The sequence below is a fragment of the Kastovskya adunca genome (assembly GCF_059505785.1).
The window spans coordinates 173,087-190,126 of the sequence record NZ_JCACLG010000021.1 but is presented as its reverse complement, the minus strand read 5'-3'; the positions used below and the strand labels follow the sequence as shown (position 1 = coordinate 190,126).

Here is a 17,040-nt window from a genome sequence, read left to right as displayed (position 1 = left end):
AGAAGTCGGGGATCTAGATTCAGCTTAGGTTGGTGGGCATTACCACCTAGCCTGCACGCTCAAGCAGATACTCTCGACGATATAGAAAGAACGGTAGAGAGCAGGAAAGCCCAACACCAAAGGTTAAGCCAATATACAAAATGAGCCAGGAGCCAGAAGTATTCAATCGCCTCAATTCAATCCAAACAAAGCAAAAGAAAGCGATCGCCGAAATCAACAAATCTGTTGTTAATGCAGTTGCAATATTATTAGCAAATGCGTGTTGTAGAAATAATGTGGGAGAAAGCAAAGCTGATGGAGCTTGAAGTAGCCAGAACCAGGGAGCAATCGAGCCAGCGATCGTGAGCAGTAGGTATAAAGGCTTCATTGAGCCAAATGGAACTGTTGTTGATACTTGAGTTGATTTCAGCATGGTTGCTCGTTGTTAATGGGTTGAATGGGAGCAATGAGTAGAAGTTTTATTCGCCTTGAATAAAGGTCAACAGATCTCGATTGAGTCATCTGGTACTCCCACATCTCAGCGCCTAATACCCAACCGTGGACAAAGACGATAGGTTTACCTCTATCCCAGTCCTAGAGGAACAAAGTCGTGCCATCTTGGGTTTCGATCATTGATCGCCGAGATAAACACTGTGCAGGTGATGTTCTAGGAGACTGGATTGACTTCAACGTCATTCTTACTCTCAATCGGTATGCATCTATGATGTGGAAAGGAGATAGTTGAAGCAATTACCTCTCAGGTAATCAAGGCTATTGTTTTCGTCAGTCTTGCTATGCAACAACGTACCCGTACCACAGATCGTGAATTCGACTCGTTTGGAGTGCTCCTCAAACAATGGCGCAGCCAACGCGGCTTCAGCCAGCTTGATCTCGCCGTGACTAGTCAAGTGTCTCAGCGTCACATCAGTTTTCTTGAATCGGGACGGGCAAAACCCAGTCGAGAGATGGTGCTGCAATTGGCAGAAGTCCTGGAAATTCCGCTGAGACAGCAAAATCTGATGCTGACTGCTGCTGGATTTGCTCCCATTCATGCACAGACCGATCTCTCGGCTCCTGAAATGGCTTCCATTCGCAGAGCATTGGACTTCATGCTGCGACAACAAGAACCCTACCCGGCAATTGTGATTGATCGCTACTGGAATCTTCTTCTGCCCAACAACGCCGCGACTCAACTATTGACTGCTTTTATTGCTCCAGAGCAACTGCAAACTCACTTCTATCAAGATGGAAAAGTCAATCTCATGCGAGCGATGTTTCATCCTCAGGGGTTGCGTCCATTTGTCGTAAACTGGAAAGATTTTTCAGGACATTTGCTGCAACGATTGCACCGAGAAGCGATCGCAGACGGGGAAAGTGAACAATCCAAGGCATTGCTGAATGAGTTGATGAGTTATCCCGGCATTTCTGAGGTTTGGCATACGTCTGATCGAGCTGCCCAAAATACCATGCTGCTCACCGTTCACCTCAAGCGAGCGGATCTGGAGTTACAATTTTTCTCGACGATTGCCACCTTAGGCACACCCTACGATATTACCCTACAAGAATTGCGGATTGAATGTTTGTTTCCAGCTAATGAAATAACCGAACATCACTGGAAACAAATAAATCTCACCAGCGATAACAGCCGCTTTTCTGAATGAGTTGTTGCCGAAGAGTTTTATTCTCTTTAACTACGAGCTGTAAAAAGTCTGCACGTCAAAACTCTAGAAAAAAGTTGCGAATGTTTGGGATATTATTGCGATCTTTGGAGCTTGGTAAAGACAATCATAGAGCCTTGTTAGAAACTGAATAATATGACAAAAAACTATCTAACAATTAAAGAACTAACAGAGGCAGTGGGCAATGGTTTAACGCCTCGGATGGTGCGGCATTATCACGCCTCAGGACTCTTACCCCGTGCCTTGCGAAGCGAGAGTAATTACCGCCTGTATACCCAGAATGATGTGCAGCGTCTACAGCGGATTGTGGCACTCAAACAGCAGGGATTTCAGCTTTCCCACATTCGCAAGCTGCTAGAAACCGATGCCCCGATGCCCGAAGTTGATACCCTCAGACCATTGCTTCAGCAGCAATACCAGTCGGTGCTGCAACAGTTGGGACGACTGCGAAGAACTGCCTCAGCCTTGGAAGGATTGCTCGGACGCGATCGCCACTGTCAAAGGGTGCAAGCCGAAGCGATCACCCAACTGCGACATCTAGACGTCGAAACCGCCGACGAATTAGATCTACTCGAACAGCTTTGGGATAGTTGGGATGCGGCGACAGACAACCACCCGGAAGCCTTCAGCGAATCTTTGCAGCAACTGCTACCTGACTTATCGGATCGCTCAGAAATTGAGGTGGATTTGCTGAAAAAACTGGTGTTGGCTAGTGGTGATGTGAGTTTGGTGAACTTTGTGCGGTTGGGGAAATGTGCGATCGCCGCCGCCCGCGATCGCCTCAAAGCTGGGTGTCAAGTTGTCTGCGATGTTCCCGCTGTCAGGGGAGCTATTGACCAAACCCGCTTGGCACACCTGAGGTGTTCTGTGGAAACCTTAATTGCTAACCCCCACATCACCAGTGCAGCAGATGCGGAAGCCAGCTTTTGGCAGCACCACCGACAAGAGCAATGGCAACTGGCTGAGGGTTGTATTTTAGTCATTGGCTATGCCCCTAGCGTGTTGCTCTTAGCCCTCGAAGCCATTGAAAGCGGTCAACTCCAACCTGCACTGATCGTTGGAATGCCGATTGGCTTTAGTCACGCACCTGCTGCCAAACGTCGCTTGATGCGTTCTGGCGTTCCCTACATTACCCTTGAAGGAATAGGAGGTGGTTTATTAGCCGCCGTTGCTTTGAATGCTCTGGCTGAGTCGTTAATTGAGAAACCCGACTGTCATTGTTATTTGCAAGATTTGAACCGATAAGGGTGGGGAACCAAGAGAGTAAGACTCTCTGGCTTCTGGCGTCCTACTAACACGTCTTTTGAGGTGAGTCCCAAACGCCGTCTAGTAGGCTATCGATCTTATTTCACGTACTGGATGATACCGCGAGCGATCGCCTCTGCCATCTGAGTCTGAAAAGCTGGACTTGCCAGTTTTGGGGCATCCTCTCGCCCAGTGACAAATCCTACTTCTACCAAAACAGAAGGCATTGAGGTGTTGCGAAGGACATAAAATCTGGCTTGGCGTACTCCGCGATCGCGCATATTCACGCTTTGCAACATACTATTGTGAATCGAGCGAGCAAGACCAGCGCCACTGGAGTAGTAGTAGGTTTCCAATCCATTGACATCCGGACGGCTCATACTAATGGCATTGGCATGGATGCTGACAAACACCGTCGCCCGCGCCTGTTGTGCCATCTGCACTCGTTGTTGCAAGGTAATAAAGCGGTCATCATTACGCGTGATCACTGCCGTAATTCCCTGTCGCTCTAAGATAGCGGCGATTTGTTTGGAAATGGGAAAAATCACATTTTTTTCCTGCAAACCACCAATCCCAACGGCACCAGGGTCTTTACCGCCGTGTCCGGGGTCGATCATCACGACAATGCGACTATTGGGTGTGCGGGTTGGGGGCGGCGGCGTCGTGGCTCTTTCTGGTGCGGGTACCGGAATGGAGATGGGCGAGGGAGCTTGGCTGACCGGAGAATCCGGGAAATTTCCCACGTTTGTCGCTGTGGTTCCCTCAGGCAAAAGCACCAAACCGCCAAGACCGATGTCGTTATAACTCACATTCCAATCAGGGCTAGTGGCTGCCACGCTTAAGGTGATACGAGCTACCGCTGGCTGTACTTGTGAAAATCGGACTTGGTTGACACCAAACTGATTGGCAGAGATGGCTTGTCTGGAAAGACTCGATGAGAAGGTTGTACCTTCTAGGTCAATATCGATGGTGCGGCGATCGCGGCTACGTTTAACTTTGATGTTTTTTGGTTCTCCGCCGCTTGTCCGCAGAAAAAAACCATCCCGCGTCGTCTGAAAATTTTGGAGTACAGCCGCCCCCGATCCTGTCGATCTTCTTGGGGGAGTTGTGGGGGCTGGGCGAGAAGACTGAGTGATCCGTTGCGGTGTTGGCAGTTGTACCGACCACTGCGTCGGCGAAGCACCGCGAAACTTGACTTGTTGCGGGTCGAGGGTATAACCGGGTGCCAACTCAACCACAATCCGCGTTGTCCGGTTTTCAAACTGACCGACGCGGATTTGTCGAATCGCTCCCACATTGGCAACAGGCTGATTGACCGTTGGGCGTCCGAAGGTTGCTCCAGGTAAATCGATCACCAGCCGTGTGGGGTCAGCAATTAGCTGGGCGGTGGGTTGTACCCCCTCGTCTGTGGAAAAAGTTAGTTGATTTTGCTGGGCATTAAACCGCCAGTTAAGCAGCTTTCCGGCATTAGCAGGAGAAGAAAGAAGAAAAACGCTCAGTACACTGGGAAGTAGCAGTAGCCACCGAAATTTCATCATTATTACGCTTAATTAAAAACTTGGTGTCGCTTCATCCAAATGCAAAAGAAGCAACGACGATCCTGTCATGGTAGATGGCAAACACCGACGAGAGTGTTAGTGCTGTAAGCCGATACGTAGTCTGGCTTTCAGCCAAGAATCACCCCCAAACTAGTCTTTCCCTTTTGACACCCCTGTTAATAATAAGTTCCTGAATAAAAACATTTTCTCTTATTCGAGAGAATGCTCAACCATCAGGATTTTTATATTGCAGTCCTGATGGAGGTCAAGAACAGCAGGATGTCCTCACGGCGATCGCCACAAAAACAAAGCACAATTACTTGAGCCAAGCTATCGGGCATTATCTACTGAAGTTGACCCTACTCGTCAATCCCTCCAGCCTTCCTCAATGCGGCTTCGGCAGCACGTTTTTCTGCATCTTGTTTGCGACGACCTTTCCCAACACCGTATACCATGCCGTTTACATGCACCTCGGCGGTGAACTCTTTGGCATGATCGGGGCCAGAAGCATCAATGATGAAATACTCAGGATTTTGGACAAACTCAGCCAACGCCCATTGCTGAAACCGCCCTTTGGCATCTACAAGGTTGATCGGAGCAGCATCAGACGGAGGAAACACAATGCTATCCGCTACTGCAATAAACAGCGGTTGGACAAATTCGCGAACCGCTTCCAGATTTGAATCCAACAGTAACGCCCCAATATAGGCTTCCAAGGCATCGCTAAGTAAGGATGGATTTTCACTTCCTCCTTCTTTAATTGCTCCTTTGCCAAGTCGCATCAAGTCACCCATGCCAAGCTGGGTAGCAAACTTTGCCAATTGCCTCTCATCCACTAACGCCGAGCGCAGGCGAGTGAGTTGCGCTTCGCTCATATCAGGGTAGCGTTTGTAGAGCAGTTCCCCCACTAAAAAACCCAGCACCGCATCCCCTAAAAACTCTAAACGCTCGTTATTTTCCCCCTCATGGGGATTTTCATTAGCATAGGAGCGATGAGTAAGGGCTTGACGTAGGAGCTTTTCATCTTTGAGAGGCGGAAGTTTGGGCATTTTTATGGGTTTATTCACATTTGGCAGATATCTCAGCCGAGGGGGCGATCGCTGTAGCATGAGTTACGGCTGCGCGTAACCCATGCTGTCTAAGGAGTCGATGCGTAGCGGCTACACCTCACAACACCTCCGAGAAATAATGAGGCGACCCTACGCGAGTTGCGGCTCCGGATTTGCCTACTTCGCCAATCCTAGTCCGTAATTCGGACGCCTTCAACGACGCTGACATCCGACTGTGTCGGTACGATACGCGTGAGATTGAAACCCGCCGCTTGAAACAAGTCGCGATACTCCTCTGCGGTGCGCTCTCGTCCGCCGGGTGTCGCGACTAACATATTTAAATCTAGAAACTTTCCTGGGAATGGCTGATTTCCGGGAGGAATGACTTGCTCAATCACCAAGAGCCGTCCTTGTTCTGACATCGCTTGATGGCAGCGCTGAAGAATCGCGATCGCGCGATCGTCATCCCAATCATGGACAATATGCTTGAGCATGTACGCGTCGCCTCCTGGAAATATCTCCTCAAAGAAATCTCCTCCCACAAACTTACAGCGATCCTGCACCTGTTCTTTCTCCAGCAACTGCTGGGCGTTTTCCTTCAAGTAGGGTTGATCGAATACCACTCCCTGCATCGTCGGATTTTTTTGAAGAATCGCCGCCACTAAACTGCCTTGTCCTCCACCAACATCCACGACCTGATTAATTCCAGAAAAATCATAAGCCTCTACGACAGCCGCCTTCGCTACCACAGAAAACTCTGTCATTGCGTCTTCAAAGATTTTTCCCGGCTCAGGGTTTTGGCGGTAGTACTCAAATAGATCCATCCCGTACTGCTGCTCAAACGCCGCCTCCCCCGTCTGCACGCTGTGGATCAAATTGTTCCAGGGTAGAAGATGTTCCTGTCCCATCATGAGCGTAAACGCCCGCAGTGAGCCAGGAACATCGCTTTGCAGATAAGTCCCTAGATGAGTGAGTTGAAAACAACGCGACTGAGTTTCCTCAAAAAGGCCGACACTCGCCAAAGCTCGTAACACCCGATACAGCGATTGACTGTGGGTGCCTGTTTTTGTGGCTAGCTCGTCGCAATGGCGGGAACCCTGCTTCAACAAATCGGGAATCCCCAGCTTGGTGACAACATAAACAGACTGGGAAACCCAGAAGCCCGTTATCATTTGCAACAAGATCGCTTGGGGAGGAACTTGACTAGTAGTGGGTAGATTCTCAGATTGATTCATCAAAACTCCTGGGTCTGAAACCCCGTACTTCTAGAACGGCTTTTTATTTAAGAAGGGTTGTGGAGGGGTATGGTTGCCCCTCCGATGAGGATAGGGTTGTCCCCAAACTCCCTTTCGGGGTAACGTTAGCTGTGCGCTAAGAGCGCCCCGCTTCGCTAACGCCAAAGTTTTAAGAGCTTGTTAGGCTAAAAGCACTGTTCCAGTGACCTTGGAACTGTTTAACTTTCAGCGATAGAGCGGAAAACTAGCTACGCATTCTCCGGTATCGTGACTCAAAAAACGTAGTCTGCCAGAGACTTAGGCTGGTCAGAACGGCTTGTTAGAGATCTCCCTTCGGCAAGCTCAGGGTAAAACTTTCAAGCCTCATGCCTTTAGGCTGAGGTTCCTGACATCAGTTCTATACTCAGTGGTATCCTTAAACCCTATATTCTTCGTCATGATGATAATAATCTAGTTGAGTAAGTGAGCGAGAATAAATCAAACAATGTGTATTGCAATATAAAATTTTTAAATCGTTTCGTAGTCAGGACTTCAGACCTAGTTTGAGGAATTTAGCCTTGACTACAAACCAATAATATTTACATGCCCTAGTTCAGGGAAGCATGGCTAATCACCAGTGCCGATCATTAACTTCACCCTTCACCCTTCACCCTTTATACTTTTTTCCTAGCCCCTAATACAGGCGTATGGTTATGCAAAAAATCCCCAAACGAATCTCCACGGCTCTGATTAATGCCTTGAGTGCGGGAGTTGTTCCGCGAGTGGGATTAGAACAGATTGCCGTTGGGCGAGAAAAGGAAACTTCGGCTTTAGCCCAAGATTTAGAGAATATTGCTGAGGGTGGTGCCGCTTTTCGGTTCATCGTTGGGCGTTTTGGCTCAGGAAAAAGCTTTATGCTGCAATTCCTTCGCAATCTGGCGATGGAACAAGGATTTGTGGTGGCGGATGCGGATTTGTCTCCGGAACGGCGGTTAGCAGGTAGCAGCAGTCAAGGCGTAGCAACCTATCGAGAGTTGATGGGTAATATTGCTACCAAAACCAATCCTAATGGGGGAGCGATCGCGCTAATTTTAGAAAAATGGTTAAGCGGTATCCTCAGCCAAGTTGCCCAAGAAACAGGCAAACGCCTCGGTGAGGATGATTTTGACGATCAAGTTGAGGTAAAAATCCGCGCTGTTGTGGATGATTTGGAAAACTTAGTCCACGGCTTTGACTTTGGTAGCGTGATCATTGCCTACTGGCGAGGCTACCGTGAAGATAACCCCGACAAGCAAGATGCCGCCCTGCGTTGGCTGCGGGGAGAATTTAATACTAAAACTGAAGCCAAGTCTGCCCTAGGCGTGCGCGTCATTATTGACGACGATACCTGGTACGACTACATCAAACTCTTTGCCAAGTTTGTTTCTGATATTGGCTACAAAGGGCTGATTGTTTTGCTCGATGAGGCGGTGCATTTGTACAAAATTACCCACACAGCTTCCCGCCACAGCAACTACGACAAGCTGCTAGCGATGTTCAACGACACCATGCAGGGTAAAGCCGAAAACCTAGGAATAGTCGTCGGGGGAACGCCAGAATTTCTCGAAGATTCCCGCCGGGGACTGCATAGCGAAGAAGCTTGGCGATCGCGACTGGCAAAAAGCCGTTTTCTCAAAGATGACTTTCAGGATACCTCCGCCCCCGTTATTGGGCTAGAACCCCTAACATCAAAAGACATCTCTCAACTTTTGCAGCGGTTAGCCGAGGTTCATGGGATGCACTACAGCTACAAAAAGGTGATCTCAAGCCGTGAATTAGAGGAATTTAAGCAAGAAATCATGAATCGCTTAGGGGCAGAAAAACTCTTAACTCCCCGCGAAGTGGTTCGCGACTTAATCAGCGTTTTGAATATTTTGCACCAAAATCCCCAAGTTACCTTTAAGCAAATCATTAATGGCGATCGCGTTTTGCCAACGGCAAATGGCAAGAAACAGGACGGCGATAAAACGGGTAACTTTGCAGAATTTACGTTATAAGTCCAATATTCCTTTAATTATCACCTTGGTAAAGAATTGAAATAACATCTAAGTCTGAGCTAACTTTCTTGACTATGGGACATAAGAAATCTCTCAACAAAAAGCGCCTGACTCGGAAACAAGTTCAAGAGTTAATTGAGGCTGAAGGAAAACTGCATGAGGAGTTTACAAAATTCTTTGAGGAAACTTACTCAACTGGGTATAAAAACCAACCTTTAGTTTATGAATTACCTAATGATAGATTCCTATACGTTTTCGATCCAAAAGAGATTGGAAGTCCTGGTAAAGGTGACATTTATCCAAAAGACTACTTTCTACGGCGCGTCCAATGGACACAAAGGGTAAGAGATGATTCTGCAAATAATCGTGGTAGTTCTATCCGCCATTGGAGATACTACTCAAAAAATAAAGCAGAACTGATTAGCAAAATTGAGCAGCTAATTGACGAACTTGCAGAAAAATTAGCAATTCCCCGCCCTCAACTTGATTTTTCCTACGCGAGCCTAGATATTGTCTCCAGCAAAGCTGAAGATTACGAACTCGATGAAGTGCAGGCTGAACTCTATGATAATTTGGTGGCTTATGTCGGCGAGGTTTTAAAACGTAGAGTAAACGGGCAATGGGCTATTGAAACTTTACATGGGGATGAAAAATACCCATATATTAGTGCAGATACTAAAGGAGTTCTGATGCCGATCAATGTGGTTTGGACAGAACTAAATGGTCTTGAACCGATGAATTTGCGAAAAGAAACTGCCAACGAGGTGCGGCGTTTTTCCTTGCGGAGATAATTTTGATTTAAGGCGCGATCGCGTTTACTTCTTCCCAGACGCTACAATGCTTGGGGACTATGAAATTTCCCCATGAGCGAACAGTCTTTTAAGAAACTTGCCCCCTTCCTCCAGGACTACATCTACAAACACCGCTGGAGCGAACTGCGGCAAGTACAACAACAAGCCTGTCAGGTAATCTTTGAGACAGATGCTCACTTATTGCTGGCGGCGGGTACGGCGGCGGGAAAAACAGAAGCAGCGTTTCTCCCCGTTCTCACCCTCCTGCATCAGCAGCCTTCTAAAAGTATTGGCGTCTTATATATTGGCCCCCTCAAAGCATTAATTAATGACCAATTCGACCGCTTGGATGGCTTATTAAAAGCGGCGGATATTCCCGTTTGTCCCTGGCATGGCGATATTCCCCAAAGTTACAAAGCAAGGCTGCTAAAAGAACCAAAGGGGGTGTTGCAAATTACGCCGGAATCCTTAGAAAGCTTGTTAATTAATAAGCACAGCGAACTAGAACGGCTGTTTGGGGATTTGCGATTCGTCATTATTGATGAAATCCATGCCTTTATGGGTTCAGAACGAGGTGGGCAGATTCTTTGTCAGTTAGCACGACTATCGCCAGTAATGCAGACTTCCCCACGTCGCATTGGCTTATCGGCAACCTTGGGAGATTACTCCCAGGCGGAGGAGTGGCTGCGTTCTGGTACAGATAGAGCGGTAGTGACGCCAGAAATTGCCGGGGGCGATCGCCAAGTTCGTCTGGCGCTAGAGCATTTTGAGATTCCCCGTGAAGTGGAACCTCCCCCCCAACCCCCGGATAACAAAAAGCGCAAGCAACATCTGGCTTCCCCCTTTTTAAGGGGGACAGGAGGGGGATCTGTAAGGGGGGAGAATTTAGGCAAAGTCCCCCGCAATATTCAAAGCGCAGCAACATCTAGCTTCCCCCTTTTTAAGGGGGACGGGAGGGGGATCTCCGAGGGAGATTTAGGGGGTTCTCAAGATTTGAAAACACGCCCTAGAAGTCCCTATTACCAATACATTTTCGATTGCAGCAAAGCGAGAAAGTGCCTGATTTTTGCCAACAGTCGCAGCCAGACAGAATCAGTGATTGCCAACCTACGGCAAATTGCGGCGGCGGAGGGGATGCCGGATATTTACCACGTCCATCACGGTAGCATTGCGCCTCGCTTGCGGGAGGCGGCGGAGGCGGCGATGCGAAATTCAACCACTCCTGCGGTGACAGCCGCAACGCTGACGCTGGAATTGGGAATTGATATTGGGCAGTTAGAGCGGGTAATTCAGCTCAATGCTCCCTTATCAGTGGCGAGTTTTTTGCAGCGACTGGGGAGAACGGGAAGGCGGGGAGAGCCTGCGGATATGCGCTTTGTCTGTACAGAAGAGGAGGGAAACGCCGAGAAGCCTTTACCAGAGCAACTTCCTTGGCAACTGCTACAGGCGATCGCGATTATCCAACTCTACATCGAAGAGCGCTGGATTGAACCCATCCCAGCAGTACAGTACCCCTTCAGCCTGCTGTACCACCAGACGATGAGCATTCTAACCGCTAAGGGCGAACTTTCTCCCGCCGCCTTAGCCGAGCAAGTCCTCACCCTGCCAAGCTTTGCCGCCATCTTCCCAGATGATTTTCGGCAACTGCTACATCACCTCATCGCCATCGATCATCTACAACCCACCGCTAACGGCAGCTTAATTATCGGTTTAGCGGGAGAAAAAGTCGTTAATCGCTTTCAGTTTTACGCCGTCTTTCAAGACAACCCCGAATACTCCGTTCGTGATGACACGATGGAAATTGGCAGCATCGTTATGCCCTTACCTGCCGAAAATCGCTTTGCTCTAGCAGGTAGAACTTGGGAAGTCATCGACATCGATACCAAAGCCAGGATTGTCTACGTCAAGCAAGTAGAAGGCATTGCCCGTATTTCTTGGCGGGGAGGTAGCGGCACCATTCACGCCAAAGTGCTGCAACGAATGCGTCAAGTGTTGCTTGAAGATGTGCAGTATCCCTACTTACAACCCACCGCTCAATCTCGCCTGCAAGCCGCCCGTCACTTAGCTCAAAATGCAGAGTTAGAGTATAAAAACATCCTCCCTCTTAAGCACAATACTTACTGCATTTTTCCTTGGATGGGCACAGTAGCTTATCACACTTTAGAGCGGTATTTGAGCCTCTTTTGTCGAGAAACGTTGGAGATTAAAAACTTGAGAGGTTTAGCTCCCTACTTTCTCACGATTCGACTCGGAAAAGATAAACTATCACTACTTCATGAAGAACTTGCCTGTTTTGGCGATCGAGGAATTACCGAGGAAGATTTAGTTACCGCAGAGGATGTTTTGAATCAACAAAAATATGACCGCTTTATTCCTCCAACCTTGCTTAAAAAAGCATTTGCTGTTGATTCCTTAAACGTTGAGGAGATGGAAAAAATTATTAACAACTGGTAGCACAGAAAATAACCTCGACGTATAGCCATCCTAAGTTATCGGTAAAAAACTCATACTCTCTTCTCTCTTCCTCCGCGTTCTCTGTGCCTCTGTGGTTCGTTAATAATTTAACAAATCAAATAGAATTGTTACATTTATATACAATTATCAGTATGAAATTTGACTACTCCCTCGATTTTGACAAAATAGACTTTAGAAAAAATCCAGAACTCTACCGCATTGGCAAAGGCGAGCAAGGCGTTCTCATGGTAGAGCCTTATAAAAGTGAAATCCTTCCTCACTGGAAATTTAAAACGCCAGAAATTGCTCGTCAATCATCAGACAAAATCTACGAAATGTTTCTTGACTACAAAGCTAAAGAAGACTTTGTAGGAATGGATATGGCTCGCAAATTCCTGCAAATGGGCTATACGCGATCGCGTCGCTACGCCAATCACAAATCGGGAAGAAAGTACGCCAAAGATAGCAAAGAAGTATTACCGATTGAGGAAGATAAACTTAAGGCAGAATCAGCTAACATATTTTATGAAAAATGGCGGTTAGCTAGAGAGGATAAGCAATATCTGGAACTTAAGAAAAAACATCGCGATCGCTACGAGCAGCAATAATGAGATTACTCTTTAAATAGTGAGTGAAAACACCTTGTTATTATCTCTAAGAAACTGACATAAAAGTTAAATTGCCATGTATAGACAAACTGATTTTCAAGAAGACAAAGTTGACAAGCTGTTTGATTTTATGAAAGCAAACAGTTTTGCCACTCTGGTATCAATTGTAGACGGTGTGCCTTGTGCTTCGCATATTCCTCTTGTTGCCGTACTGCAAGGAAATGACATTAAATTAATCGGTCATCTTGCGAAGCAAAATTCTCAATGGCAAGCCTTTGAAGCCTATGAGTCACTGGCTATCTTCACCGGAGCGCACGCTTACATTTCCCCTACTTTATACGAAAAACACGAGAGCGTACCGACGTGGAATTATATTGCGGTTCATGCGTATGGTGTTCCCAAAATCATCACGCTCAATGACTCACCCGAATCAATGGACAAGATGATTGACGAAATGATAGACACTTACGAAGCTGACTACAAATCACATTGGCACAGTTTATCTAATAAATTCCGCGACGGGATGATGAATGGCATTGTAGGATTTGAGATGACTGTTACTCGTTTAGAAGGTAAGTACAAACTCAGTCAAAACCGAAGCCAAGTTGATCGGCAAAATGTGTCAAACACACTGCTACAAAGTTCAGATCCGGCTGCTCGTGCTGTTGGTGCGGAGATGAAACAGAACCTAGAGGTGAATGAGTAGCAATTGTCAAGGTTCTGCTAAACGGCGAGTTTGTAGGTAGAGCGATCGCGTGAGAGTAAAATTAATTATTGACAGCTGCGTAATCTTCTAAAGCAGCTTTTGCACCAGCTTCTATAATTAAGCTCAAATCGCATCCGTACTCGCCAGCACAGCTATAGGAACCAAGCTCTAGTACGTAAAGCTCTCCTTCTGACTCGCAGATGTCTACTGTGTAAAGAGCTTCTGGATACCAGCTCATAGCCTTTAACACATCACTAAGATAACTTACTAGATAACCGCCTTTAATCTCTTCATCAATCCTTTCTTCTCCAACCAGATAGAGCGAACCCGTGATAACTTGATCTTTATAAACAAAGAACCTCCATTCTTTAGCGATCGCTCGCTTACCACTGACTAGAACTAAAGTTGTCTCATCTCTTTTCAGTTCGCTTTCTAGAGACTGCATTGTATTTAAGACATTAAGGTTAAAAACTCCGGCATGGAATGGCTTTATGTTGCTATCAGGCTTTACAAATAGATCCCCCTCCGACTTAAAATACTCAAGAATCTCTTCCCTCCTTCTAATTAGCTCACCTAAAGAAAGAATAAAATACTTATTATTAAGCAAATACTGACCAAAATAGGTGTAGTAGGTAGAGCAACGAAGATTCTTTTCATCCATATAGGCTCCAGGAATCCAAGAAGTTCTCAAAATGTCCCGACCTAAATTGAAAGTTCCTCTAAATAAAACACAATCATGATCGGGAAAATATTTATTTGCTTCTCTAGGATGAAATTTAAGATAACTTGTCTCCTTATAGGTGTATCCTTGGCTTTTCAACTCTTCTATAAATTGCTCATGGGAGTCAGAGACATCTTTTTCAAGTAACCAATTAACTTTGTTCATGAATCGTCTCATTTTTGACAGATTTAAGGATTGGCTGCGTCTGAAAAATTCGTTATTAACGAGTTCAGTTGTTAGTCTGCGAGAGAGGAGAGAAGCCGATCATGCCCTTTAGTCATTTTCGAATTGTTCGTTTTCAAGATACCGATGCGGCGGGTGTAGTTTATTTTGCCAATATTCTTTCAATATGCCATGAAGCCTATGAAGCCTCACTTATGGCATCAGGAATAGACCTTAAAGCCTTCTTTACACAACCGAAAATTGCAATTCCTTTAACTCATGCTAGTGCTGATTTTCGTCGCCCAATCTATTGTGGAGATGAGTTAGTTATTCACGTCATGCCTCAGCAATTGAGTGAGGAGGAATTTGAGATTAATTATCAAGTGATGACAACAACACAACAGCTAGCAGCGAAGGCAATTACTCGGCATGTTTGTATTCATCCAGAGATGAGAAAAAGAGCGCCACTACCGAAGGAAATCAGGGATTGGCTAATCGCTAATTAGCTAATCACCAGTTTCCTCTCTGGAAGGGATGGGGAGATGGGGAGCGGAGGAGAAGGGGAGCAGGGGAGCGGGGGAGCAGGGGAGCAGGGGAGCAGGGGAGCAGGGGAGCGGGGGAGAACCCCTTACCCTTCATACTTCATACTTCACACTTCACACTTCATACTTCATACTTCACCAAGCGCCTCGGCAACGGCTTCGCGAACATACTTTCTTCCCCACTCAGGACTCAGGACTCACCGACTCAGGACTACCGACCTTCGCTGTCAGTTGAGTAATTACTTCGATTAAGTTGTTTGGCTCGAAGGGTTTAGACATGTGCCGTTGGAAGCCTGCTTCGAGGACGCGGCGGCGTTCTTCGGCTCGGGCGTAGGCGGTAAGGGCGATCGCGGGTAGGTTTCCTCCCTGTTGGGCTTCGGTGGCTCTAATTTTGCGGATTAAGCTATAGCCATCTTCTCCGGGCATCCCAATATCGCTGACTAAAAGATCGGGTTGTACCTGTTGCAGTACGGATAGGGCTTCAGGAACGCAGGAAACGGCAGTAACCTTTACCTGCTGCTGTTCGAGAATGGTGGTGATAAATTCTCTGCTGTCTGGATCGTCTTCTACTACCAGCACATGTAAGCCTGATAGGGCAGCATGTTGAGCGTTCAGGGCGGTCGTAGCGGATGCTTCTTGTATCTCCAGCAGGGAACGCTCTGGACTCGGCTGGAATGGCAGCCTTACTGTAAATGTTGTTCCCGGTTGTGTAGAGTTATTCTCTGCCTCGACAGTCCCGTTGTGCAGTTCTACCAGATGACGGACAATTGCCAACCCCAATCCTAAGCCGCCATAGGAGCGAGTGGTAGAGCTATCTGCCTGACGGAAACGATCGAATACATGGGGGAGAAAGTCTGGACTAATACCAATCCCTGTGTCTATGACTTGAAGTTTGATCGTGTCACCTATTAGCTCTATTCGTACCTCGATCTTTCCCTCTTCGGGTGTGAACTTGACGGCATTTGTGAGCAAGTTACAGAAGACTTGCTGCAAGCGTTCCGCATCCCCCGAAATCAGTAGGGCCGTATTCTTGAGGAGGTGGGGTGCCACAGAGGTGAGGAGTTGAGAGGCTGAGGCAGCGGGAGAAAACTCGCGTCCCTCCAGGTCTTGGCTTTCTGTGGCGGCAGGTGTAATTAGCGCCAGTTGAATCTTCTTTGCCTCCACGGTGGGACGAACAGAATCGATCGCTGCCTCCACGATGGGAATGAGATTAATCAAACGTTGATTAAGTTGCAGCTTGCCTCGCAGGATGCGGGAGACATCGAGGATATCTTCAATTAGTTGGGCTTGGGACTTGGCGTTTCGCTCAATCGTTTCCAGTGCCCGTGCCATTGTATTTTCATCAAAAGAGCGGGTGCGAAGCAAGCGCGACCATCCCAAAATGGAGTTGAGGGGAGTGCGAAGTTCGTGAGAAAGCAGGGCGATGAATTCATCTTTCATCTGGTTAGCGGCTTCTGCTTGTAACCTTGCTTCCTGCTCCCGGATAAATTGCTCCCGCGCGGCTTCTGCCTGCTTGCGTTCGGTGATGTCTTCTACGGTGCCGACATGACCGAGCAATGTCCCTTGATCGCTGGACATGGGAGACATCTGGACGCGCACCCACCGCACAATGCCGTCCCGCGTCTGGCAGCGAAATTCGTTGATGTATTCCTGGCGGCGTTCTGTCCAAGCTGCCCAGTCTGACAAAACGCGATCGCGGTCTTCTGGATGCATCACCCGCAACCATCCCTCGTCTAAATTCTCTTGGGCCTCAATGTCACAAATCGTCTGACACCGGGGGTTGAGGTAGGTAGATTTTCCTTCAGTATCCGTTAAAAAAATCCCTACGGGAGAGCAGGCACTCAACGAGCGGAAGCGTTCTTCACTTGCTCTAAGTTCTGTATTGACGGCGGCTAGTTGCGCGGCTTGGCGTTTAATTTCAGCGGTTTTTTGAAATAACTCTACAAATGCCGTGACTTTCGAGAGTAAGATTTCCGGCTGAATCGGTTTGAGCAGGTAATCTACCGCTCCTAAGGAGTAGCCTTTCGCCATTGACGTATCGCTGCTACTATATCCCGTGAGAAAAATAATTGGGGTAGAGCGCGATCGCTGCCGAGAGCGAATTAGCATGGCGGTTTCAAAGCCATCCATCCCTGGCATCTGGATATCGAGCAAAATCACGGCAAAATCTTGACGGAGCAAACATTTCAACGCTTCCTCCCCAGAATTGGCTCTGACCAAATTCTGACCCAAACTTTCTAAAATTGCCTCCAGTGCTAGCAGATTTTCTACCCGATCATCCACTAGGAGGACATTTACTTTTTCAGGCTGCATATC

General features: G+C 47.4%; 15 protein-coding genes. 9 read left to right on the top strand and 6 right to left on the bottom strand.

The annotated features are described in order from the left end of the window. Positions 1–46: 46 nt before the first annotated feature. Positions 47–412, bottom strand: a complete 366-nt coding sequence (locus tag AC5JR3_RS07585) for a DUF2834 domain-containing protein (RefSeq protein WP_495844563.1) — start codon at positions 410–412, stop codon at positions 47–49. A 177-nt stretch (positions 413–589) separates the two neighbouring features. Between AC5JR3_RS07585 and AC5JR3_RS07580 the strand changes: the two genes are divergently transcribed. The 3 genes from AC5JR3_RS07580 to AC5JR3_RS07570 all read left to right on the top strand — a co-directional run bounded on the left by AC5JR3_RS07580 (position 590) and on the right by AC5JR3_RS07570 (position 2,903). After that, complete coding sequence (locus AC5JR3_RS07580; RefSeq protein ID WP_495844561.1) at positions 590–724, top strand: hypothetical protein; 135 nt, start codon at positions 590–592, stop codon at positions 722–724. Positions 725–773: 49 nt separating this feature from the next. Continuing rightward, positions 774–1,640 carry a helix-turn-helix domain-containing protein gene (locus AC5JR3_RS07575; RefSeq protein ID WP_495844559.1) on the top strand — a complete coding sequence of 289 codons (867 nt, stop codon included), beginning with the start codon at positions 774–776 and terminating at the stop codon, positions 1,638–1,640. A 153-nt stretch (positions 1,641–1,793) separates the two neighbouring features. Then, the gene (locus AC5JR3_RS07570; protein WP_495844557.1) at positions 1,794–2,903 is read left to right on the top strand and encodes a precorrin-8X methylmutase; all 1,110 of its coding nucleotides are present in this window, start codon (positions 1,794–1,796) and stop codon (positions 2,901–2,903) included. A 98-nt stretch (positions 2,904–3,001) separates the two neighbouring features. Here the strand turns inward: AC5JR3_RS07570 and AC5JR3_RS07565 are convergent, their stop codons facing one another. From AC5JR3_RS07565 to AC5JR3_RS07555, 3 genes are all read right to left on the bottom strand, one after another. Next, positions 3,002–4,441: an N-acetylmuramoyl-L-alanine amidase gene (locus AC5JR3_RS07565; RefSeq protein WP_495844555.1), complete on the bottom strand. Its 1,440-nt coding sequence runs from the start codon at positions 4,439–4,441 to the stop codon at positions 3,002–3,004. A 359-nt stretch (positions 4,442–4,800) separates the two neighbouring features. Beyond that, entirely contained in the window at positions 4,801–5,490 is a 690-nt protein-coding gene (rnc, locus tag AC5JR3_RS07560) for a ribonuclease III (RefSeq protein ID WP_495844554.1), read from the bottom strand. Positions 5,491–5,681: 191 nt separating this feature from the next. Further along, entirely contained in the window at positions 5,682–6,725 is a 1,044-nt protein-coding gene (locus AC5JR3_RS07555) for a methyltransferase (RefSeq protein ID WP_495844553.1), read from the bottom strand. Positions 6,726–7,411: 686 nt separating this feature from the next. On the opposite strand from AC5JR3_RS07555, the gene AC5JR3_RS07550 reads away from it, so the two are divergent. The 5 genes from AC5JR3_RS07550 (at position 7,412) to AC5JR3_RS07530 (ending at position 13,299) form a co-directional block, all read left to right on the top strand. Further along, positions 7,412–8,740, top strand: a complete 1,329-nt coding sequence (locus AC5JR3_RS07550; protein WP_495844551.1) for an ATP-binding protein — start codon at positions 7,412–7,414, stop codon at positions 8,738–8,740. Between the two features lie 68 nt (positions 8,741–8,808). Next, entirely contained in the window at positions 8,809–9,531 is a 723-nt protein-coding gene (locus AC5JR3_RS07545; RefSeq protein ID WP_495844549.1) for a hypothetical protein, read from the top strand. 72 nt (positions 9,532–9,603) lie between these two features. Then, positions 9,604–11,985 (top strand): DEAD/DEAH box helicase, encoded by a 2,382-nt coding sequence (locus AC5JR3_RS07540; RefSeq protein WP_495844547.1) that lies wholly within the window; start codon positions 9,604–9,606, stop codon positions 11,983–11,985. A 152-nt stretch (positions 11,986–12,137) separates the two neighbouring features. After that, complete coding sequence (locus AC5JR3_RS07535; protein WP_495844545.1) at positions 12,138–12,593, top strand: DUF4385 domain-containing protein; 456 nt, start codon at positions 12,138–12,140, stop codon at positions 12,591–12,593. Positions 12,594–12,669: 76 nt separating this feature from the next. Continuing rightward, positions 12,670–13,299, top strand: a complete 630-nt coding sequence (locus AC5JR3_RS07530) for an FMN-binding negative transcriptional regulator (RefSeq protein WP_495844544.1) — start codon at positions 12,670–12,672, stop codon at positions 13,297–13,299. Between the two features lie 61 nt (positions 13,300–13,360). Here the strand turns inward: AC5JR3_RS07530 and AC5JR3_RS07525 are convergent, their stop codons facing one another. Beyond that, complete coding sequence (locus AC5JR3_RS07525; RefSeq protein WP_495844541.1) at positions 13,361–14,185, bottom strand: ATP-grasp domain-containing protein; 825 nt, start codon at positions 14,183–14,185, stop codon at positions 13,361–13,363. Between the two features lie 101 nt (positions 14,186–14,286). On the opposite strand from AC5JR3_RS07525, the gene AC5JR3_RS07520 reads away from it, so the two are divergent. Continuing rightward, a complete protein-coding gene (locus AC5JR3_RS07520) occupies positions 14,287–14,688 on the top strand; it encodes an acyl-CoA thioesterase (protein ID WP_495844540.1) in 402 nt (133 codons plus the stop codon). Between the two features lie 219 nt (positions 14,689–14,907). On the opposite strand, the gene AC5JR3_RS07515 is transcribed toward AC5JR3_RS07520, so the two are convergent. Next, positions 14,908–17,037, bottom strand: coding sequence for a hybrid sensor histidine kinase/response regulator (locus AC5JR3_RS07515; RefSeq protein ID WP_495844538.1), 2,130 nt, complete (start codon positions 17,035–17,037; stop codon positions 14,908–14,910). Positions 17,038–17,040: the final 3 nt, after the last annotated feature.